General features: G+C 61.2%; 13 protein-coding genes. 5 read left to right on the top strand and 8 right to left on the bottom strand.

Annotated elements, in window-relative coordinates; genetic code table 11:
- Positions 1 to 345: transposase (locus GBM95_RS03860; RefSeq protein WP_193222561.1), on the bottom strand; the 345-nt coding region annotated here is incomplete at its 3' end.
- Between the two features lie 202 nt (positions 346 to 547).
- Here GBM95_RS03860 and GBM95_RS03855 point away from each other — a divergent pair.
- Entirely contained in the window at positions 548 to 1,399 is an 852-nt protein-coding gene (locus GBM95_RS03855; protein ID WP_152157875.1) for a PHP domain-containing protein, read from the top strand.
- A gap of 105 nt (positions 1,400 to 1,504) precedes the next feature.
- Here GBM95_RS03855 and GBM95_RS03850 read toward each other — a convergent pair whose 3' ends face one another.
- The 3 genes from GBM95_RS03850 to GBM95_RS03840 form a co-directional block, all read right to left on the bottom strand.
- Entirely contained in the window at positions 1,505 to 3,028 is a 1,524-nt protein-coding gene (locus tag GBM95_RS03850) for an alanine/glycine:cation symporter family protein (RefSeq protein ID WP_152157874.1), read from the bottom strand.
- 539 nt (positions 3,029 to 3,567) lie between these two features.
- The gene (locus GBM95_RS03845) at positions 3,568 to 4,089 is read right to left on the bottom strand and encodes a putative toxin-antitoxin system toxin component, PIN family (protein WP_152157873.1); all 522 of its coding nucleotides are present in this window, start codon (positions 4,087 to 4,089) and stop codon (positions 3,568 to 3,570) included.
- A gap of 135 nt (positions 4,090 to 4,224) precedes the next feature.
- Positions 4,225 to 5,211, bottom strand: coding sequence for a malate dehydrogenase (locus GBM95_RS03840; protein WP_152157872.1), 987 nt, complete (start codon positions 5,209 to 5,211; stop codon positions 4,225 to 4,227).
- 370 nt (positions 5,212 to 5,581) lie between these two features.
- Between GBM95_RS03840 and GBM95_RS03835 the strand changes: the two genes are divergently transcribed.
- From GBM95_RS03835 to GBM95_RS03820, 4 genes are all read left to right on the top strand, one after another.
- Positions 5,582 to 6,235 carry a nitroreductase family protein gene (locus GBM95_RS03835; protein WP_152157871.1) on the top strand — a complete coding sequence of 218 codons (654 nt, stop codon included), beginning with the start codon at positions 5,582 to 5,584 and terminating at the stop codon, positions 6,233 to 6,235.
- Positions 6,232 to 6,912: a nitroreductase family protein gene (locus GBM95_RS03830; RefSeq protein WP_226963147.1), complete on the top strand. Its 681-nt coding sequence runs from the start codon at positions 6,232 to 6,234 to the stop codon at positions 6,910 to 6,912. The genes GBM95_RS03835 and GBM95_RS03830 overlap by 4 nt, the downstream gene beginning before the upstream one ends.
- 90 nt (positions 6,913 to 7,002) lie before the next feature.
- The gene (locus GBM95_RS03825) at positions 7,003 to 7,935 is read left to right on the top strand and encodes a hypothetical protein (protein WP_152157870.1); all 933 of its coding nucleotides are present in this window, start codon (positions 7,003 to 7,005) and stop codon (positions 7,933 to 7,935) included.
- Between the two features lie 13 nt (positions 7,936 to 7,948).
- Positions 7,949 to 10,084 carry an ATP-dependent DNA helicase gene (locus GBM95_RS03820; RefSeq protein ID WP_152157869.1) on the top strand — a complete coding sequence of 712 codons (2,136 nt, stop codon included), beginning with the start codon at positions 7,949 to 7,951 and terminating at the stop codon, positions 10,082 to 10,084.
- Positions 10,085 to 10,088: 4 nt separating this feature from the next.
- Here GBM95_RS03820 and rlmD read toward each other — a convergent pair whose 3' ends face one another.
- The 4 genes from rlmD to GBM95_RS03800 all read right to left on the bottom strand — a co-directional run bounded on the left by rlmD (position 10,089) and on the right by GBM95_RS03800 (position 14,886).
- Complete coding sequence (gene rlmD / locus GBM95_RS03815; RefSeq protein WP_226963146.1) at positions 10,089 to 11,531, bottom strand: 23S rRNA (uracil(1939)-C(5))-methyltransferase RlmD; 1,443 nt, start codon at positions 11,529 to 11,531, stop codon at positions 10,089 to 10,091.
- Positions 11,528 to 11,959 carry a hypothetical protein gene (locus tag GBM95_RS03810; protein WP_152157868.1) on the bottom strand — a complete coding sequence of 144 codons (432 nt, stop codon included), beginning with the start codon at positions 11,957 to 11,959 and terminating at the stop codon, positions 11,528 to 11,530. Before GBM95_RS03810 ends, rlmD begins: the two co-directional genes overlap by 4 nt.
- A gap of 99 nt (positions 11,960 to 12,058) precedes the next feature.
- Positions 12,059 to 13,396, bottom strand: coding sequence for a sodium-dependent transporter (locus GBM95_RS03805; RefSeq protein WP_152157867.1), 1,338 nt, complete (start codon positions 13,394 to 13,396; stop codon positions 12,059 to 12,061).
- Between the two features lie 143 nt (positions 13,397 to 13,539).
- Complete coding sequence (locus GBM95_RS03800; protein ID WP_152157866.1) at positions 13,540 to 14,886, bottom strand: sodium-dependent transporter; 1,347 nt, start codon at positions 14,884 to 14,886, stop codon at positions 13,540 to 13,542.
- Positions 14,887 to 15,029 lie beyond the last annotated feature (143 nt).

Raw genomic sequence — 15,029 nt, 5'->3', positions numbered from 1 at the left:
CTCGAGCAGATGACGGAACTGGAGAATCGTGGATTCGTCCGGCGTACGGTCCGCCAGCGCCAATCCCACGAATTTTCGAGCAGTAGAGTTCTCGTGAAGAAAGTCCTCCATCTGGGGATCGCTCATGTTGTAGGCGATCTGAAGCAGATGGATCCGGAGCATCAGCTCAAGAGGGAAAGGCTGCCGGCCGCGGCGGCCTGACTCGTAGTAGAAGGGCTGAATCAGTGCAAGAAGGTCTGACCAGGGGACAAGCTTTTCCAACCGTTCGGTGAGGCGTTCCGTACGGGTTTTGCGGGTTTTCCGGCGAAGACTGGTTTCAAGGTCTGAAAACGAAAGCTGTTCCATCAGAAGCCTCTCGCAAATCTATTCATGATAGATATATTCTATCATATATTTGATATTTATACAATTAATGCATTATCTTTCGATTTGCTCAGAGCATCCCTAAAAAAGTTTTCTGATGGCCGCGATTCTAGCGGGATCGCCGTCAAAGTAGACTTGACAGAGCAATACTCTCTTGCGTTTTTCTGCGAGCGGATACAAAACAATGTCAGTAGATCTCCATATGCATTCCAACGCTTCGGACGGACAGCTCCCTCCGGAAGCACTGCCGGAGCTCTGCGCTCAGAACGGCGTGAAGCTCATGAGCCTCACCGACCACGACACCATGGCGGGAACGAAGGCTGCAGAGGCTGCGGCGAAGCGCCTCGGAATTGCGTTCATTCCCGGCATTGAATTCTCCACCCTCTGGGGCGGAACGGGGATTCACGTGGTGGGGCTCGGTCTCGATCCGGAAAGCCCCGGGATCGCCGGATTCGTCGCGGGCACGCAGATGAAGCGCGTTGAGCGCGGACGCGCCATGGACGAAAACTTCGCGCGCGTCGGGATCCACGGCGCGCTCGAGGGGGCGCTCCGCTATGCGGAGAATTCGACTTCGCTCTCGCGCACGCATTTCGCCCTCTGGCTTCTCGAAAAGGGACACGTGAAGAACTACCAGGAAGCCTTCGACAAATATCTGAAGCCCGGGCGCCCCGGCTACGCGCGGGTGGAGTGGCCGGCCACCGTCGACGCGGTGCGCTTCATCCGCGAGGAAGGCGGCGTCGCGGTGCTCGCGCACCCCGGACGCTACGAATTCTCGGCCGACTGGATGAGCGACCAGCTCCTCGAGGACTTCAAGGCTGCGGGCGGCGAGGCGATTGAGGTCACCTCAGGGTCGCAGTCGAGAGCGACCGACATCATCTTTGCGCAGAAGGCGCGCGAAATGGGGTTCCTCGCGAGCACGGGGTCGGACTGGCATTCGCCGAGGTCCGCGCGCCCCTCCCCCGGCATGCAGCCGGCGCTCCCGAAGGACCTCACGCCCGTCTGGGTGAAGTTCGGCTACCCGCGCGACATGGATTAAGTCCGCATTGAGCCGCATTTGATTTTTTCCTTTTCCTCAAAAGAGAAGGGCCGCATTCCATGGAATGCGGCCCTTCCTTTAAGTGGTTCTCAGCGGAATCTCACGTTAGAAGCGGTCGAGACCTTCTTCCTTCAGCTGATCCATTTCGTCGAGATTCACATGACGGTTTCTGCGGCGAAGGCGGAAGCGGCGGCGTTCGCCTTCGTTCTCGGGCGCGAGGTCGATCGGCTCGCCGCGCGAGGGCGAGAGGGCGCCGTATTCAGGCGTTTCGCCGACGAGGAACTTCCCTTCGTAGTCCTTGAGCACCTTGGTGACGAGGCCCGAGAGCGCAAGGAGCGCGATCACGTTCGGGATCACCATGATGCCGTTGAAGAAGTCGGCAAGCTCCCAGACGAGGCCCACATGGAGGAAGGAGCCGAGCATGAGGAAGCAGAGCACGAGCACGCGGTAGCTCGGCACCCAGCGAAGACCGAGGAGATACTTGACGTTCTGTTCGCCGAAGAAGTACCAGCCGACGATCGTCGTGAAGGCGAAGAAGAAGAGGCAGACCGCGACGAAGCCCGGACCGATCGCGCCGAGGCCGTCCGTAAAGGCCTTCTGCGTGAGGGCGATGCCCGTCGTCGAACCGTCGATCGAGCCCGTGACGAGAATGACGAGCGCGGTCATGTTGAGGACGATGAAGGTGTCGAAGAAGAGGCCGACGTAGGCGACGAGGCCCTGCTGGCAGGGGTGCTGCACGCGGGCAAGCGCATGCGCATGCGGGGTCGAACCCATGCCGGCTTCGTTCGAGAAGAGGCCGCGGGCAACGCCGTAGCGGATCGCTTCCTTGATGCTCGCGCCGATGATGCCGCCCGTCGCGGCGGTCGGGTCAAAAGCGCCCACGAAGATCGACTTGAAGGCCGGGATGATCATGTCCCAGTTGGCGAAGATGATGGTGAGCGAGCCCACGATGTAGACGACCGCCATCAGGGGAACCATCTTTTCGGCGAAGCTCGCAATGCGGCGCACGCCGCCGATGAAGATGAAGCCCGCGATCGCGAAGACGAAGATGCCCGTCGCCCACTGCGGCACCGAGAAGGCCGTGTAGACGCTGTCGGCGATCGAATTCGCCTGCACCATGTTGCCGATGAAGCCGAGCGCGATGATGATCGAGACGGCGAAGAAGGCGGCAAGGGGCTTATTGTTGAGGCCGCGGCTGATGTAGAAGGCCGGGCCGCCCATGATCTGGCCGTGGGCGTCGCGGGCGCGGAAGACCTGCGCGAGCACGGCTTCGGCGAAGATCGTCGCCATGCCGAAGAAGGCGGCAAGCCACATCCAGAAGATGGCGCCCGGGCCGCCCATGGCGATCGCAGTGGCGACGCCGGCGAGGTTGCCCGTGCCCACCTGAGCGGAAATCGCCGTGGCAAGCGACTGGAAGGACGACATGCCGTCCTTGCCGGCCTTGGAGCCGAAGAGCGAGAAGCCGCCGAAGACCTGGCGGAAGGCGTCGCCGAAGCGGCGGACCTGGATGAACCGCAGCTTGATGGTGAGATAAATGCCCGTGCCCACAAGCAGCGGTATCAGGCAGTACATGCCCCAGAGCAGACTGTTGACGCTCTGGACAAGGGTAGTCAGGTTGTCCATTTGCATTTGAAAGATAACTCCTCAGAAACGCGGGCTCTGCCCCTGAAAAAAGTGAACGGCTCCGGTGAGGTTTCGGTCCGTTCCGGCAGGCTTGCTTTTTGTTATTGATGGATGAATCACGGCAGTTCGATTCACACCTTGGAAAGCTGTACTAAAAAAATCACAGCTGATGTGCGACGCCGGAACACAATTCTATGAGGAGCGATTGCAACAAGTCTTTTCTGCCAATCCCGTGAATATGGTAGAAGAGTCTATATAGAACTTTGAAATATATGGAAATTATTTAATCACTGTTTACAGTGGAGAATGTCTGAAAAAGCGGTTTTTTGATAACCCCGGAATGAACTAGGTGAAATCCCCAGTTGAGCGGTCTAAGATAATCGGCTCTTCAAAACGCTTTTCAAAGGACTTTTTGCGCGCTATGGCTCCACGCATCATCCGCTTTCTTATCTGGGTCGCGCTCATTGCATGCGGCTTCTGGATTCTCAACGCCGTCGTGAGCATGATCTGGTACGTGTTCCGGTGATTTCCCGGAAAAGCCCGGACTACCCGCCGAAGAGGTCAGGGAGAATCTCCGGGAGACTTTCCGGAGAGGCCGGTTCGATGCCTGCGCGCCGCATCTTCTTTGTCGCCTTGAAGAGAAGCCTGTCGCGGGTGACGAGCGCCCGGGCTTTTGCGGCGCCTGCAAGCGTCAGAAATTTCTGATCCTCAGGATCGCGGCAGCGCACGCTGATCCCTTCCGCCGCGCTCTCCAGGAGTTCGGGCGACGCAAAGTCGGAGAATTGAGCCGTGTGCCGCAGGATCGCCTCCACCGCTTCTTCTGAGAGGCCGAACTGCGGGCGGGAGAGCACGCCCGCGAGCTCGAGGAAGGCGTCCCGTGAGGCCGCGAGACGGATTCTTCCCGATTCAATCGCCGCCTTAAGCGGCATCGCCTTCCCGTCCTTCCAGAAGAAGCACTCCATCACAATGTGCGTATCGAGCACGATGTGGGGCGTCTGAAAGCCTTCCCCTGGAATCGTTCGGGAAGCGAGTTCGGCTGCGGCGGCGTGAAGACGGGGAGAAATCATGGGGTGTCCCGGAAAATAAAAAACGGGACAGACCGGACTTTCGGAAAAAGTCCGGTGATCTGTCCCAACGATGCGCTTTTTCGCTTTTGGGAAGCGAGCTCTCAGAAAGAGCGCGCTTCCCGCGCAAGGCGCGGATTACTTGGCGAGGAGCTTCGCCACGTGGTCGCGTTCGCTCTCGAGCTCGGCGATCGATTTCTGCATGCGCGCGCGGATGAAGTCGGAGAGCTCAAGGTCCTTCACGATTTCATATTTGCCGTTCTTCGTGACGCAGGGGAAGCCGAAGACGAGGCCTTCGGGGACGCCGTAGGAGCCGTCGGACGGCACGCCCATCGTCACCCAGCGCTCGCCCGAGCCCAGCACCCAGTCGCGGATGTGGTCGATCGCGGCAGAGGCGGCGGAAGCCGCAGAGCTCGCGCCGCGGGCTTCAATGATGGCCGAACCGCGCTTCGCGACGGTCGGAATGAGCGTTTCTTCATACCAGGCGCGGTCAATGCCTTCGAGGGCGGGACGGCCGCAGATTTCAGCATGCTCAAGATCCGGCACCATCGCCGGGGAGTGGTTGCCCCAGACGGCGGGATGCACGATGTCGTTGACGGTCTTGCCGGACTTGGCGGCGATCTGGGCCATCAGACGGTTCTGGTCGAGGCGCAGCATCGAGGTGAAGTTTTCAGCCGGGAGCGACGGGGCGCTCTTCATGGCGATCCAGGCATTGGTGTTGCAGGGGTTGCCGACCACGAGCACCTTGACGTCGCGGCTCGCGGATTCGTTGAGGGCGCGGCCCTGTTCGACAAAGATCGCGGCATTGGCGTCGAGAAGATCCGCGCGCTCCATGCCCTTCGAACGCGGACGGGCGCCGACGAGCATCGCGACATCAGCGTCGCGGAAGGCGGTCTTCGGGTCGCTCGAATTGACGACGCCGGCGAGAAGCGGGAAGGCGCAGTCGTCAAGCTCCATCATGACGCCCTTCACGGCCTTCTGGCTGTCGGGATTGTTGCGTTCGAGAAGCTGCAGGATGACGGGCTGGTCAGCGCCGAACATCGCTCCGGAAGCAATGCGGAAAAGGAGGGAGTAGCCGATATTGCCGGCAGGACCGGTTACAGCAACGCGAATAGGAGTCTTCATTTCAGTTCTCTCTTTTATTAAATGTCCGTCGTCGGGACTTTTGAGTCGCCGCGAAAAAATTTGGCGAGAAGTCTAGCAAAGCACGCGCGTGAAGAAGCAATGAATCGCAAAAGGAAGGCGCCCGAAAGCGGCCTTCTTATGCGCTTCATAGGGATAAGGCTCTCGGATTTGCATTTTTTCGAGAGACAGCGTCTCTCCTCAAACACAATATGTTGCGGAAAAGTGCTTCATCTAACCCGATTGGTCGATGCCGAACAAACTGAAGGTTTGCTAGTCTTCTCTTCATTCGGAATCGGGATTCCGGGCGCGCTTCCCAGCGCGGCCCCCGCATCTCTCGATCCTTTCCCAATGATTTGGAGATTCAATAAAAATGGAAAAGAATGTCTTTCTGCGTCTTGCCGAAGAGCGCTACACCACGAAGCACTACAACGGGAAGATGATCCCGCGCGAGCAGTTTGCGACCCTCTGCGAAATCTTTCGCCTCGCGCCCACGTCGGTGAATGCTCAGGCCTGGCATTTCTTTACGGCCCATACGGCTGAAGCCCGCGCGAAGCTCCTCCCGGCGCTTCCCGACTTCAATCACGACCGCGTGACGGGGGCGAGCGACGTCGTCGTCTTCACGGTGCCGACGAAGCTTACTGACGCGCACTTCGAGCGCGTTCTCGAAAAGGAAGCCGCCGACGGCCGGTTCCCGAACGACGAGATCAGGAAGCAGCAGGATCAGGGACGCCGCTATTTCGCGGGCCTTCACATGGGCTCTGAAAAGGACCTCGTTGAGTGGGAAGCCCGTCAGGCCTACATCGGCATGGGCATCATGCTCTACGCCGCTGCCGGCATGGGGATTGACTCGACCTGCCTCGAAGGCGTCGACTTCAAGAAGGTCGACGAGATCCTCGGTCTGCGCGAAAAGGGCCTCACCGCCGTCGTGCTCCTCTCGCTTGGCTACCGCAATCCCAACGACGGGAACGCCATGCGTCCGAAGTCGCGCCTCACGACCGAAGAGCTCTTCACTGAGATCAAATGATTCCCGGGAGGAATGCGCCGATGAACCCGATGCTCGAGATTGCGCGCCGCCGCTATACGGCGAAGCACTACGATCCCGCAAAGCCCCTCTCGGACGAGGATCTCCATGATCTCCTCGAGATCATGCGCCTCGCGCCCTCGTCGGTCAACATCCAGCCCTGGCACTTCTACGTGCTCCGCTCGGAACCGGCGATGAGTGCCCTTGCGCCCGCCGTGAAGGACTTTAATGTCGAGCGCATCCGCAATGCGAGCGCGATCATCATCATCGCGCTCGAGCGCGATCTCGTCGGGCGGGTCGAGAAGCTCAACCGCCAGGAAACCCTCGACGGGCGCTTTGATGAGGCGACGATCGCGAGCGGTTTCGACAAGGTGGTGAAGCGCGTTCGCGGCGAAGCCGTGAAGGCCTACTGTGCGGGCGCCGACAAGGGTGAAATCTGGGCGCGCGAGCAGATCGGCATCGCGCTCGGTTTTCTGCTCTTTGCCGCGGGCGGCATGGGCGTCGATGCCACGACGCTCGGCGGCCTCTGGTTCGACAAGGTCGATGAAATCCTGGGGCTTGAGAAGGCCGGGCGGCACGCCGTCATCGGCATTGCCCTCGGACATCATTCAGCGGACGACGCGAATGCGACGCGCCCGAAGTCGCGCTTTCCTTTTGACGAGGTCGTAACGATTCTCTAACGAATCTTCCGATGCTTAATTAAGCGGGGCTGCCGCGGCGGATTGCTAAACTCTCTGCCCGGCAGCCTTTTTGTTCCCGAGAAATTCATCATGCTCCGCACTCTTCGATCCCCCACGCTTTCTGCCCTTGCGCTCATTTCCTGCAGCCTCATTGCTGCGGGGGCCGCGAACGCCGCGGAACTCACGGAAGAAGAACTCGAGGCGCGCGCGCAGAAGGCTCAGACGGTGCTTACCGACACGGCCTTCTACGACCGCTGGAGCGCGAAGGGCGCTATTGAATCGCCCGCGACCGCCGCGAAGGTGAAGGACGCGGCAGACAAGGAGCTGAGCCGCGTCGACCGCGCCATGAAGGACGTTCAGGCGGCGTGCACGGAAAAGTTCCTCGTCAATAAGTGCATCGACGACGCTAGGCGCCTCTCCTTCTCGCGCGAGCGTGAAATCCGCCGCGTGATTGTTGCGGCCGATGAAGTGATCCGCGCCGAGCGCGTGAGAAAGATGGAGGAGAACCGCGCAAAGAATGCCGCCGCGAAGCGCGAGCCGCCGATGAAGATTGCTCCGAAGGAAGTGAAGACCGACCGGCCCGAACCCATCCGCATTGCGCCCAAGAAGCCTTCCGAACCGTCGCTCCCCATGAAGCTTGACGGCGCGGATGGACGAAAGGCGTCGGAACCCGTCAACCTGAAGCCGAAGGAGGTGAAGGCGCCGTCGGAGCCTGCGGGCATTCATCCAAAGGAAGTGAAGGACGCGTCGGCTCCGGCTCTCATTCCGGGGTCCAAGGTCGAAGTGTCGCCGGATGCCACGAGAAAGGATCTTGAGGACGCGAACGAAGCCTGGTATGCCGAAAAGCAGGCTCAGGCGGCCGAGCGCCAGCGCGAAGCCGAAGAGCGCGCCCAAAAGCGCAGAAAGGACCGCGAAGCCAAGCAGCAGCAGTTCGAAAAGAGCCTCGAGGAACGTTCCGAAGCGCAGAAGCGCTATGAAGACCGGCAGAAGGAAAAGTCGAGCGGTCTTGCCAAATACTTCTGAGAAGGCCTGAAGCATGCGCAGAAATTTCCCTTCGCTTTTTGATTCGGGAAAGCCTCTTTCCGAGCGCGTTGCCCTCGCCTTCGCTGAGGACGGCCCCCTCGCGCGCGCGACGCCCGGGTTCCGCCCCCGGCAGAGCCAGATTGAATTTGCGCTCGCCGTGGCGCAAGCGCTCGAAGGCAAGGAAACGCTTCTCGCTGAGGCCGGCACCGGTACGGGCAAAAGCTTCGCCTATCTGATTCCGGCGATCCTCTCGGGGTCCGTGGTCGTCATTTCCACGGCCGGAAAGCCTCTGCAGGACCAGCTTTTTCAGAAGGACATCCCGGCGCTCTCGGCCGCTTTCGGCGTCAACATCCCGACGGCAGTGCTGAAGGGCCGCGCCAACTACATCTGTCCCTATCGCCTCGAGCGAACGGAAGAGGAAGGGCTTCTCCCGCAGCGGGACAGCTACCGGAAGCTTCGCGAAATCAAGCGCTTTGCCGCCGTGTCCCCGACGGGCGACCGGTCGGAACTTCCGACGGTGCCCGAGGACGACCCCTTGTGGCCCCTGGTGACGAGCACGCGCGAAAACTGTCTCGGGAAGGAAAAATGCACGCACTGGGAAGACTGCTTCGTGCGCGCCGCGCGCGAAAAGGCGCTTCAGAGCCAGATCGTCGTCGTGAACCACCATCTCTATCTCTCCTCCCTTGCGCTCAAGTCGAGCGCGGGCGGCCAGATCGACGGGATGCTCCCGTCCGCGAACCTCACGGTCTTTGACGAAGCGCATCAGCTCCCGGGCATTGCCACGGACTTTTTCGGCACCTTCTTCAGCACCTGGCAGATTGAGCAGATCTCAGACGAATCGCGCTACCTCGGCATCAACCATGCGCGCGACGGCGCGGACTGGGACAAGCTCTCGCACGATGCGAGAAAAGCCGTCTACGACCTCCGGATTGAAGCCAATGCCATCGGCCTCAGGGAAGGCGACAGGAAGGCCGTGAAGACCATTGAACGGTTCGGAGAACTCGAGGAGCCTTTCGGCCAGGTGCTTCGCACTTTCGGCGCCCTCGTGCGCGCGCTCGAAGCCAATAAGGGGCGGCATGACGAATTGGACGCCCTTCTGAGCTATGCGGGCGAGGTCGACCTTGAAATGGCCGGCTGGGAATCGATCATCCGAAAGCTCGCTCACGGGGATGACGCGCCCGAAGACGAGGCGGCGGGCGACGCATCCGCTTCTGATGCAGCCGCGCCGGGCGTCGAAAAGACGGACGAATTCGCCTTGAAGAAGCAGGAATCCTCGGTGCAGTGGATTTCGGTTTCGGCGACGGGCTTGAGATTCAACAACACGCCGCTTTCCTTTGCCGGGGAATTCCGCCAAATGCGCGAAGCCGAGGGCGGCGCCTGGGTCTTCACGTCGGCCACCCTTTCAGCCGCAGGCGACTTTTCGCATTTTTGTGCGGAAACGGGAATTGATTCGCCCAAAGCCCTCACGTGGGAGAGCCCCTTCAACTACTGGGAGCAGGGGTGCTTTTATCTTCCGAAGCTTCCGGCTCCCGTCAACACGGTCGAGCACGCTTCACGGGTCGTTGAGGCCGCGTGGCCGCTCGTTCTCGCGGCCGGAGGGAAAACCTTCTTCCTCTGCACGTCGCTCGCTGCCGTCAACCGGATGGCAGAGGAGCTTCGCGAGAAGCTCGAGACTGCAGGGAACCCCTATCCGCTTCTCGTTCAGGGCGAAATGCCCAAGGCCGCGCTCATTGCCGAATTCCGCCGGCACGGGAACGCCATTCTCGTGGGCTCGATGAGCTTCTGGGAGGGCGTTGACGTGCGGGGCGACGCGCTGTCGCTCGTCGTCATCGACAAGCTCCCCTTTGCGCCGCCCGACGACCCCATCGTTTCCGCGCGTTCGGACGCGATCCGCCGAAGGGGCGGGAGTCCCTTCGGGGTTTATGCGCTCCCCGAGGCCATCATTTCCCTCAAGCAGGGCGCGGGCCGCCTTATTCGTTCAGAGACGGACCGCGGCGTCTTCATGCTCTGCGACGCGAGAATCGCCGAGAAGAGCTACGGGAAATCGGTGATGAAGAGCCTTCCGGACTTCTTCAGAACGAGAAGTCTTGAGAAGGCCATTCAATTCTTCAGGGACCCGAAGAGCTGGCACGAGTCGCTCTATCAGTGACGGCTTACGCCGGCGCTTCGAAGATTCCGACCACTTCCAGGTGCATGGCGCCCGGGAACATGTCGACGGGCGTGACGGATAAAAGTCTGAGGCCGGAGGCCGAAAGGACCGCCGCATCGCGCGCGAAGCTCTTCGGATTGCAGGAAATGTAGGCGAGGCGCCTTGCGCCCGACGTCTTCATGAGTTTCCCAAGCGCTTCCGCGGCGCCTCCGGCAAGGCCCTGATAGGCCGGATCCGCAATGACGAGGGTCGGAGCAAACGTCTTCACGTCGTCGCGCTCGAGCGCCTTCTCAACTGGGAGCGCAAGAAATTCCGCGTTCCCGAGCTGATTGGCGCGGGCATTCGCGCGGGCGCACTCAATGGAATGAGCGACGCGCTCAATGCCGAGGGCTTTTCGGGCCCGCCGTGCCGCAAGGAGCGTCAGGGTGCCGACGCCGCAGTAGAGGTCGAGCACCCGGTCGGTTTCGCTAATGCCGAGCCGGTCGAGCGCAAGGCTGTAGAGCACCGGCGTCTGCGGGGTATTCACCTGCAGGAAGGTTTCGGCGCCGAGCGAAAAGCTGAGGTCAAGGAGCTTCGCTTCGATGCCCGTCGCACCGGCGAGCACGCGGGTCGCGCCGGGCGCAAAGGACAGGACGGCGCTCCCCGGCGCTTCATGCAGGTTGAGAAGAAGCGAAGCGAGTCCGATCGGCGCGAGGGCGGCGATGAGCTTCTTCTTCATCGCATCGAAATCAGCCGGAAGCCTTCGCACGACGAGCACGGCCATCCGTTCGCCCGTTCCCGGCGCTTCGCGCAGAATCAGGGTTCTTAAGACGCCTTCGTCCGTGCGCTCGCTCCAGGGAGCCAGGGACGGATCCGCGAGGAATGGCGCGAGCGCCCGTGCGGCATCTTCCATCCATCGGGTCGTCTGGGGACACCCTTCCGCAGGCACAAGTTCCTGCGAGCGCGCGCGGTAGTAGCCGAAATGCGGTGTTCCATCGGGAATCCCGGGATAGAGCACGGCTTTGTTGCGAAAGCCTCTGAGCTTTTCCTCCGGGAGGCCGACCGCGGCTTCAACGACGGGTGCATCCTCGCCCTCAAGAAGTCCCTGAGCGCGCAGAGGTTCTAAAACGAGAAGATCGCGCTTAAGCTCAAGCTCCTTCGCATATCTGAGCCTCGCCACGGGGCAGCCGCCGCAGTCGCCTGCAAGGGGACAGCGGTCGTGGGTCCGATAGGGAGACTCTGAAACCGTTTCAAAGGATTCGGCGAGCCCCCTGCGGCCGCCAGGCTGCGGAGGCCGGTAGGCGAGGGTGATTTCTTCGCCCGGAAGCGCTCCCGGGACGATGACCTCGAGCCCGTCGGGAAGACGGACGAGGCCGGCGCCCCCGGCATCCATTCCGGTGACTTTCAGCGGACCGGCAGAAAGCAGCGGCGCGGGAGCGCGCGAACGGTTGTCGGCGCCTTTCTTCACGGGAGAACCATGAGCGGGAGGCAGTAAATGACGGCTTCGGCGACGATCACGGCGGCAACGACGCCGCCCAGATACTTCATCAGGCCCTTCCCTGCGTCCTCAAGGAAGACGCGGCGCTCCTCGAAATGGAGCTTCGAGGCGAGACCGCGGATGTGGCGCCAGACGAGCATGATGCCGATGAGCGCAAAGAAGGCAATGAGGAGCGCGACGCAGGCAATGTTGTAGATCATTCCCGCCCACCAGGGGTGCGCCCCCTGAATGAAGGTGAGGATAACGGCGAGGACGAGCGCAATGCCGCTGCCGCCGAGCCAGACATTCCTGTGGTCGTTCCATTCCTTTGCGATGGCATTGTCAAGGCATGCACGGCCGCCGCCGAAGTCGGAGAGCGAAAGAAGAGGTTCCTTGGTAGCGGGATTGGAGTCGGTCATCGGGAAAGGATCTCCGTTGATTGAGGTTCCCATAAGAATAGTGCTTCCGGCGGCTGTTGAGCGCCGGAAGCACTGGAAGTCTTCAGGGACGGAAAAATATCAGAGGGATCCGAGGGCCACAACCGCCACGAAGAGCGGCGCGCAGAAGCCCGTGAGGATGCGGATCGTCGTCAGGACCGAAGGCGGCAGCATGCGCGTGGTCTGAAGCTCGCGCTGCATGGCGGGCCACGCAACCCAGGCTGCGGCAATGGCGATGCCGAAGGAGGAGAGCGGCATGCCGACGTTCGAGGTGACGTAGTCGAGAAGATCGAAAATGTTCTTGCCGAAGAACTTCACGTCAGCCCAGGGGCCGAAGGACATGTTGGCGGCAAAGCCCACAAGGGCGCAGCCCGCGAGGGTCGCAAGAATCGCGGTGCGGCGCGTGAGGCGGCATTCCTGAACGAGAAGCGTCGCGCAGGCTTCGAGCATCGAGACCGACGAGGTGAGCGCCGCCACCGTGAGGCAGGCGTAGAACGCGATCGCAAAGCCGTGGCCGAAAGGCATCTGGGCGAAGACCGCGGGCATCGTGACGAAGGTGAGGCCGGGGCCGGCACCCGGGTCAAGATTGAAGGCGAAGACGGCAGGCATCACCATGAGGCCGCCGAGAATGGCCGCCATGATGGCGAGGAATGCGACCCAGCCCACGGACGAGGGAAGATCCGCTTTGGGGTTGAGGTAGGAGCCGTAGGTGATCATCGTCCCGGCGCCCAAGGAGAGCGAGAAGAAGCAGAAGCCCATGGCGTTGAAGAGCGCGCTTCCGTTGAAGTCTTCCCAGCGGGGCGTGAAGAGGAATTCCACGCCCTTCCAGCCGCCCGGGAGCGTGACGCCGCGCACGATCAGGATGAGCATCAGGATGAAGAGCGCGGGCATCAGGATCTTCGCGACCTTTTCAATGCCCTTCTCAATGCCGTTCATCACGACGTAGGCCGTGACGGCAAGGAAGAGGAGCAGGTACCCGTAGGAGTCGAAGGCGTTCGAGACGAAGCCGCCGAAGTATTCGCCGAGCTTCGCGGTATCCGTGATGAGGCCGTTTCCGAGAATCGCGTCCCAGAGGTACTTGAGGCACCAGCCGCCGACCGCGGAATAGAAGGAAAGAATCAGGAAGACGGTGAAGACGCCGATGCCGCCGAAGATGCCCCAGGGCTTCCCGGCCACGCGGTTCAGGCTCCCCACGGCGCCCTGACGGCCGGCGCGCCCCATTGCAAACTCAGCAATGAGAAGCGACACGCCGATCGTGAGCGTAAAGAAAATGAAGGGCAGCATGAAGACGGCGCCGCCGTTCGTTCCTGCCATGTAGGGGAATTTCCAGATGGCGCCGAGACCCACCGCGGATCCGGCGGAGGCGAGGATGAAGCCGAGGCGCGAGCCCCAGCCTCCGGTTGTCATGTTCTGCGACATGATGTGTTCTTCTTGATAGTTAAAAAATCGAGGGGCAGTACGGGTTGCTGCCGGTTTAAAGCGTGTAAGCCTGAGATCTTAGCAAGCCGCTCCTGAAGAGCGCCTTTAGGAATAAGACTTAGGGCATCCTTCCTGCTTGTGGGTTAGAAAAGACCAATGCCCTTGGCCGCTACTACCAGAATGAGAAGCGGCGCAAGAATGCCGGCAAAGAGCCTGAAGGCGCGAAGCGCCCAGGGGCGCCAGGAAGCGTTCATGGAGAGTTCGGCTTCCGTGGTTTTCCAGGACACGAAGCACGCAACGAAGGCAATCCCCATGCAGCCGATCGGCATGCCGATGTTGGAAGTGACGTAGTCGAGGAGATCGAACGCGGTTTTCCCGAAAAGCTTCACGTCCGAGAGCGGTCCGAAAGAGAGCGCGCAGACGATGCCGATGAGGCCGAGAACCGTGGAGACGAGAAGCACCGAAGTGCGGCGCTTCAAGCCATGGCGGTCGACGAAGTGCTGCGAGGTCATCTCCAGAATCGAGATGGCCGAGGTGAGCGCCGCGACAAAGAGGCAGAGGAAGAACGCGACGGCAAAAATGTCGCCGAAGGGCATTCTGCCGAAGACGGCGGGCATCGTTGCAAAGGTGAGGCCGGGGCCGGCATCAGGCGAAAGCCCGAAGGCGAAGACGGCCGGCATGATCATGAGGCCGCCCAGGATGGAGGCCATGACCGCAAGGCAGACAATCCAGGCGGTGGAGGGTCCGATGCTTACCTTGTCGGAGAGGTAGCTCCCATAGTTCATCATGGAGCCCGAGCCAACGGAAAGCGAGAAGAAGGCAAAGCCCATGGCGTTCAGAAGCGCCTCGCCCGTGAAGGCTTCCGGATCGGGCTTGAAGAGGAATTTCACGCCCTCCATCGCGCCCGGGAGCATGAGTCCGCGGACGATGAGAACGAGCATCAGGATGAAGAGGAGCGGCATGAGAATCTTTCCCACGCGCTCGATTCCTTTTTCCACGCCGGCGAGCACGACGGCTGCCGTGGCGGAAAGAAAGAGCACGTGGCTTCCGACCGACTGAATCGGGTCGGCGGCGAAAGCCTCAAACGCGCCGCGCATGACTGAAGGATCCGTGACCGCCGCGCGCCCGAGGAGCGCCTCGATCAGATAGTGGACGCACCAGCCGCCCACCACGGAATAAAACCCAAGCACCAGAGCGCCGGTCGCGACCGAAATGAGGCCGATGATGCCCCAGCGTCTGCCGCCGAGCTTTCTGAAGGCTGTGCCTGCGCCGCCCCTTGCGTGCCGCCCCATGCACATTTCGGCCATGAGGAGCGCGAGACCGATGGTGAGCGAGAAGGCAATGGTGGGGAGCATGAAGATGGAGCCCCCGTTCGTGCCCGCCATGTACGGGAACTTCCAGATGGCTCCGAGACCGACCGCCGAACCCGCCGACGCGAGGATGAATCCGATCCTGGAGGACCAGGCGGAGCGACTCACTTCCTGAGACATTGAAAAATTCCCGAAAAACAATGAATTTTTGATTGTAGCGGTATTTCCGCGCGCCTAAGGGCGATTGAAGGAAAACCCGGATTCAGCTGCCGCACAAAGAGAACGGGCGGCTCTTGTCGTTTGAGCCGCCCGTTTAAAAGGGA

The organism is Sutterella seckii (assembly GCF_009183815.1).
Taxonomy (GTDB): domain Bacteria; phylum Pseudomonadota; class Gammaproteobacteria; order Burkholderiales; family Burkholderiaceae_F; genus Sutterella; species Sutterella seckii.
This window is presented reverse-complemented; position numbering and strand designations above follow the sequence as displayed.

Excerpts from the sequence above, each read along its gene's own strand:
- GBM95_RS03855 (WP_152157875.1), top strand. The coding sequence starts at position 548 with ATGTCAGTAGATCTCCATATGCATTCCAACGCTTCGGACGGACAGCTC.
- GBM95_RS03805 (WP_152157867.1), bottom strand. The coding sequence starts at position 13,396 with ATGTCGCAGAACATGACAACCGGAGGCTGGGGCTCGCGCCTCGGCTTC.
- GBM95_RS03810 (WP_152157868.1), bottom strand. The coding sequence starts at position 11,959 with ATGACCGACTCCAATCCCGCTACCAAGGAACCTCTTCTTTCGCTCTCC.
- GBM95_RS03825 (WP_152157870.1), top strand. The coding sequence starts at position 7,003 with ATGCTCCGCACTCTTCGATCCCCCACGCTTTCTGCCCTTGCGCTCATT.
- GBM95_RS03840 (WP_152157872.1), bottom strand. The coding sequence starts at position 5,211 with ATGAAGACTCCTATTCGCGTTGCTGTAACCGGTCCTGCCGGCAATATC.
- GBM95_RS03820 (WP_152157869.1), top strand. The coding sequence starts at position 7,949 with ATGCGCAGAAATTTCCCTTCGCTTTTTGATTCGGGAAAGCCTCTTTCC.
- GBM95_RS03800 (WP_152157866.1), bottom strand. The coding sequence starts at position 14,886 with ATGTCTCAGGAAGTGAGTCGCTCCGCCTGGTCCTCCAGGATCGGATTC.
- GBM95_RS03835 (WP_152157871.1), top strand. The coding sequence starts at position 5,582 with ATGGAAAAGAATGTCTTTCTGCGTCTTGCCGAAGAGCGCTACACCACG.
- GBM95_RS03830 (WP_226963147.1), top strand. The coding sequence starts at position 6,232 with ATGATTCCCGGGAGGAATGCGCCGATGAACCCGATGCTCGAGATTGCG.
- GBM95_RS03850 (WP_152157874.1), bottom strand. The coding sequence starts at position 3,028 with ATGCAAATGGACAACCTGACTACCCTTGTCCAGAGCGTCAACAGTCTG.
- GBM95_RS03845 (WP_152157873.1), bottom strand. The coding sequence starts at position 4,089 with ATGATTTCTCCCCGTCTTCACGCCGCCGCAGCCGAACTCGCTTCCCGA.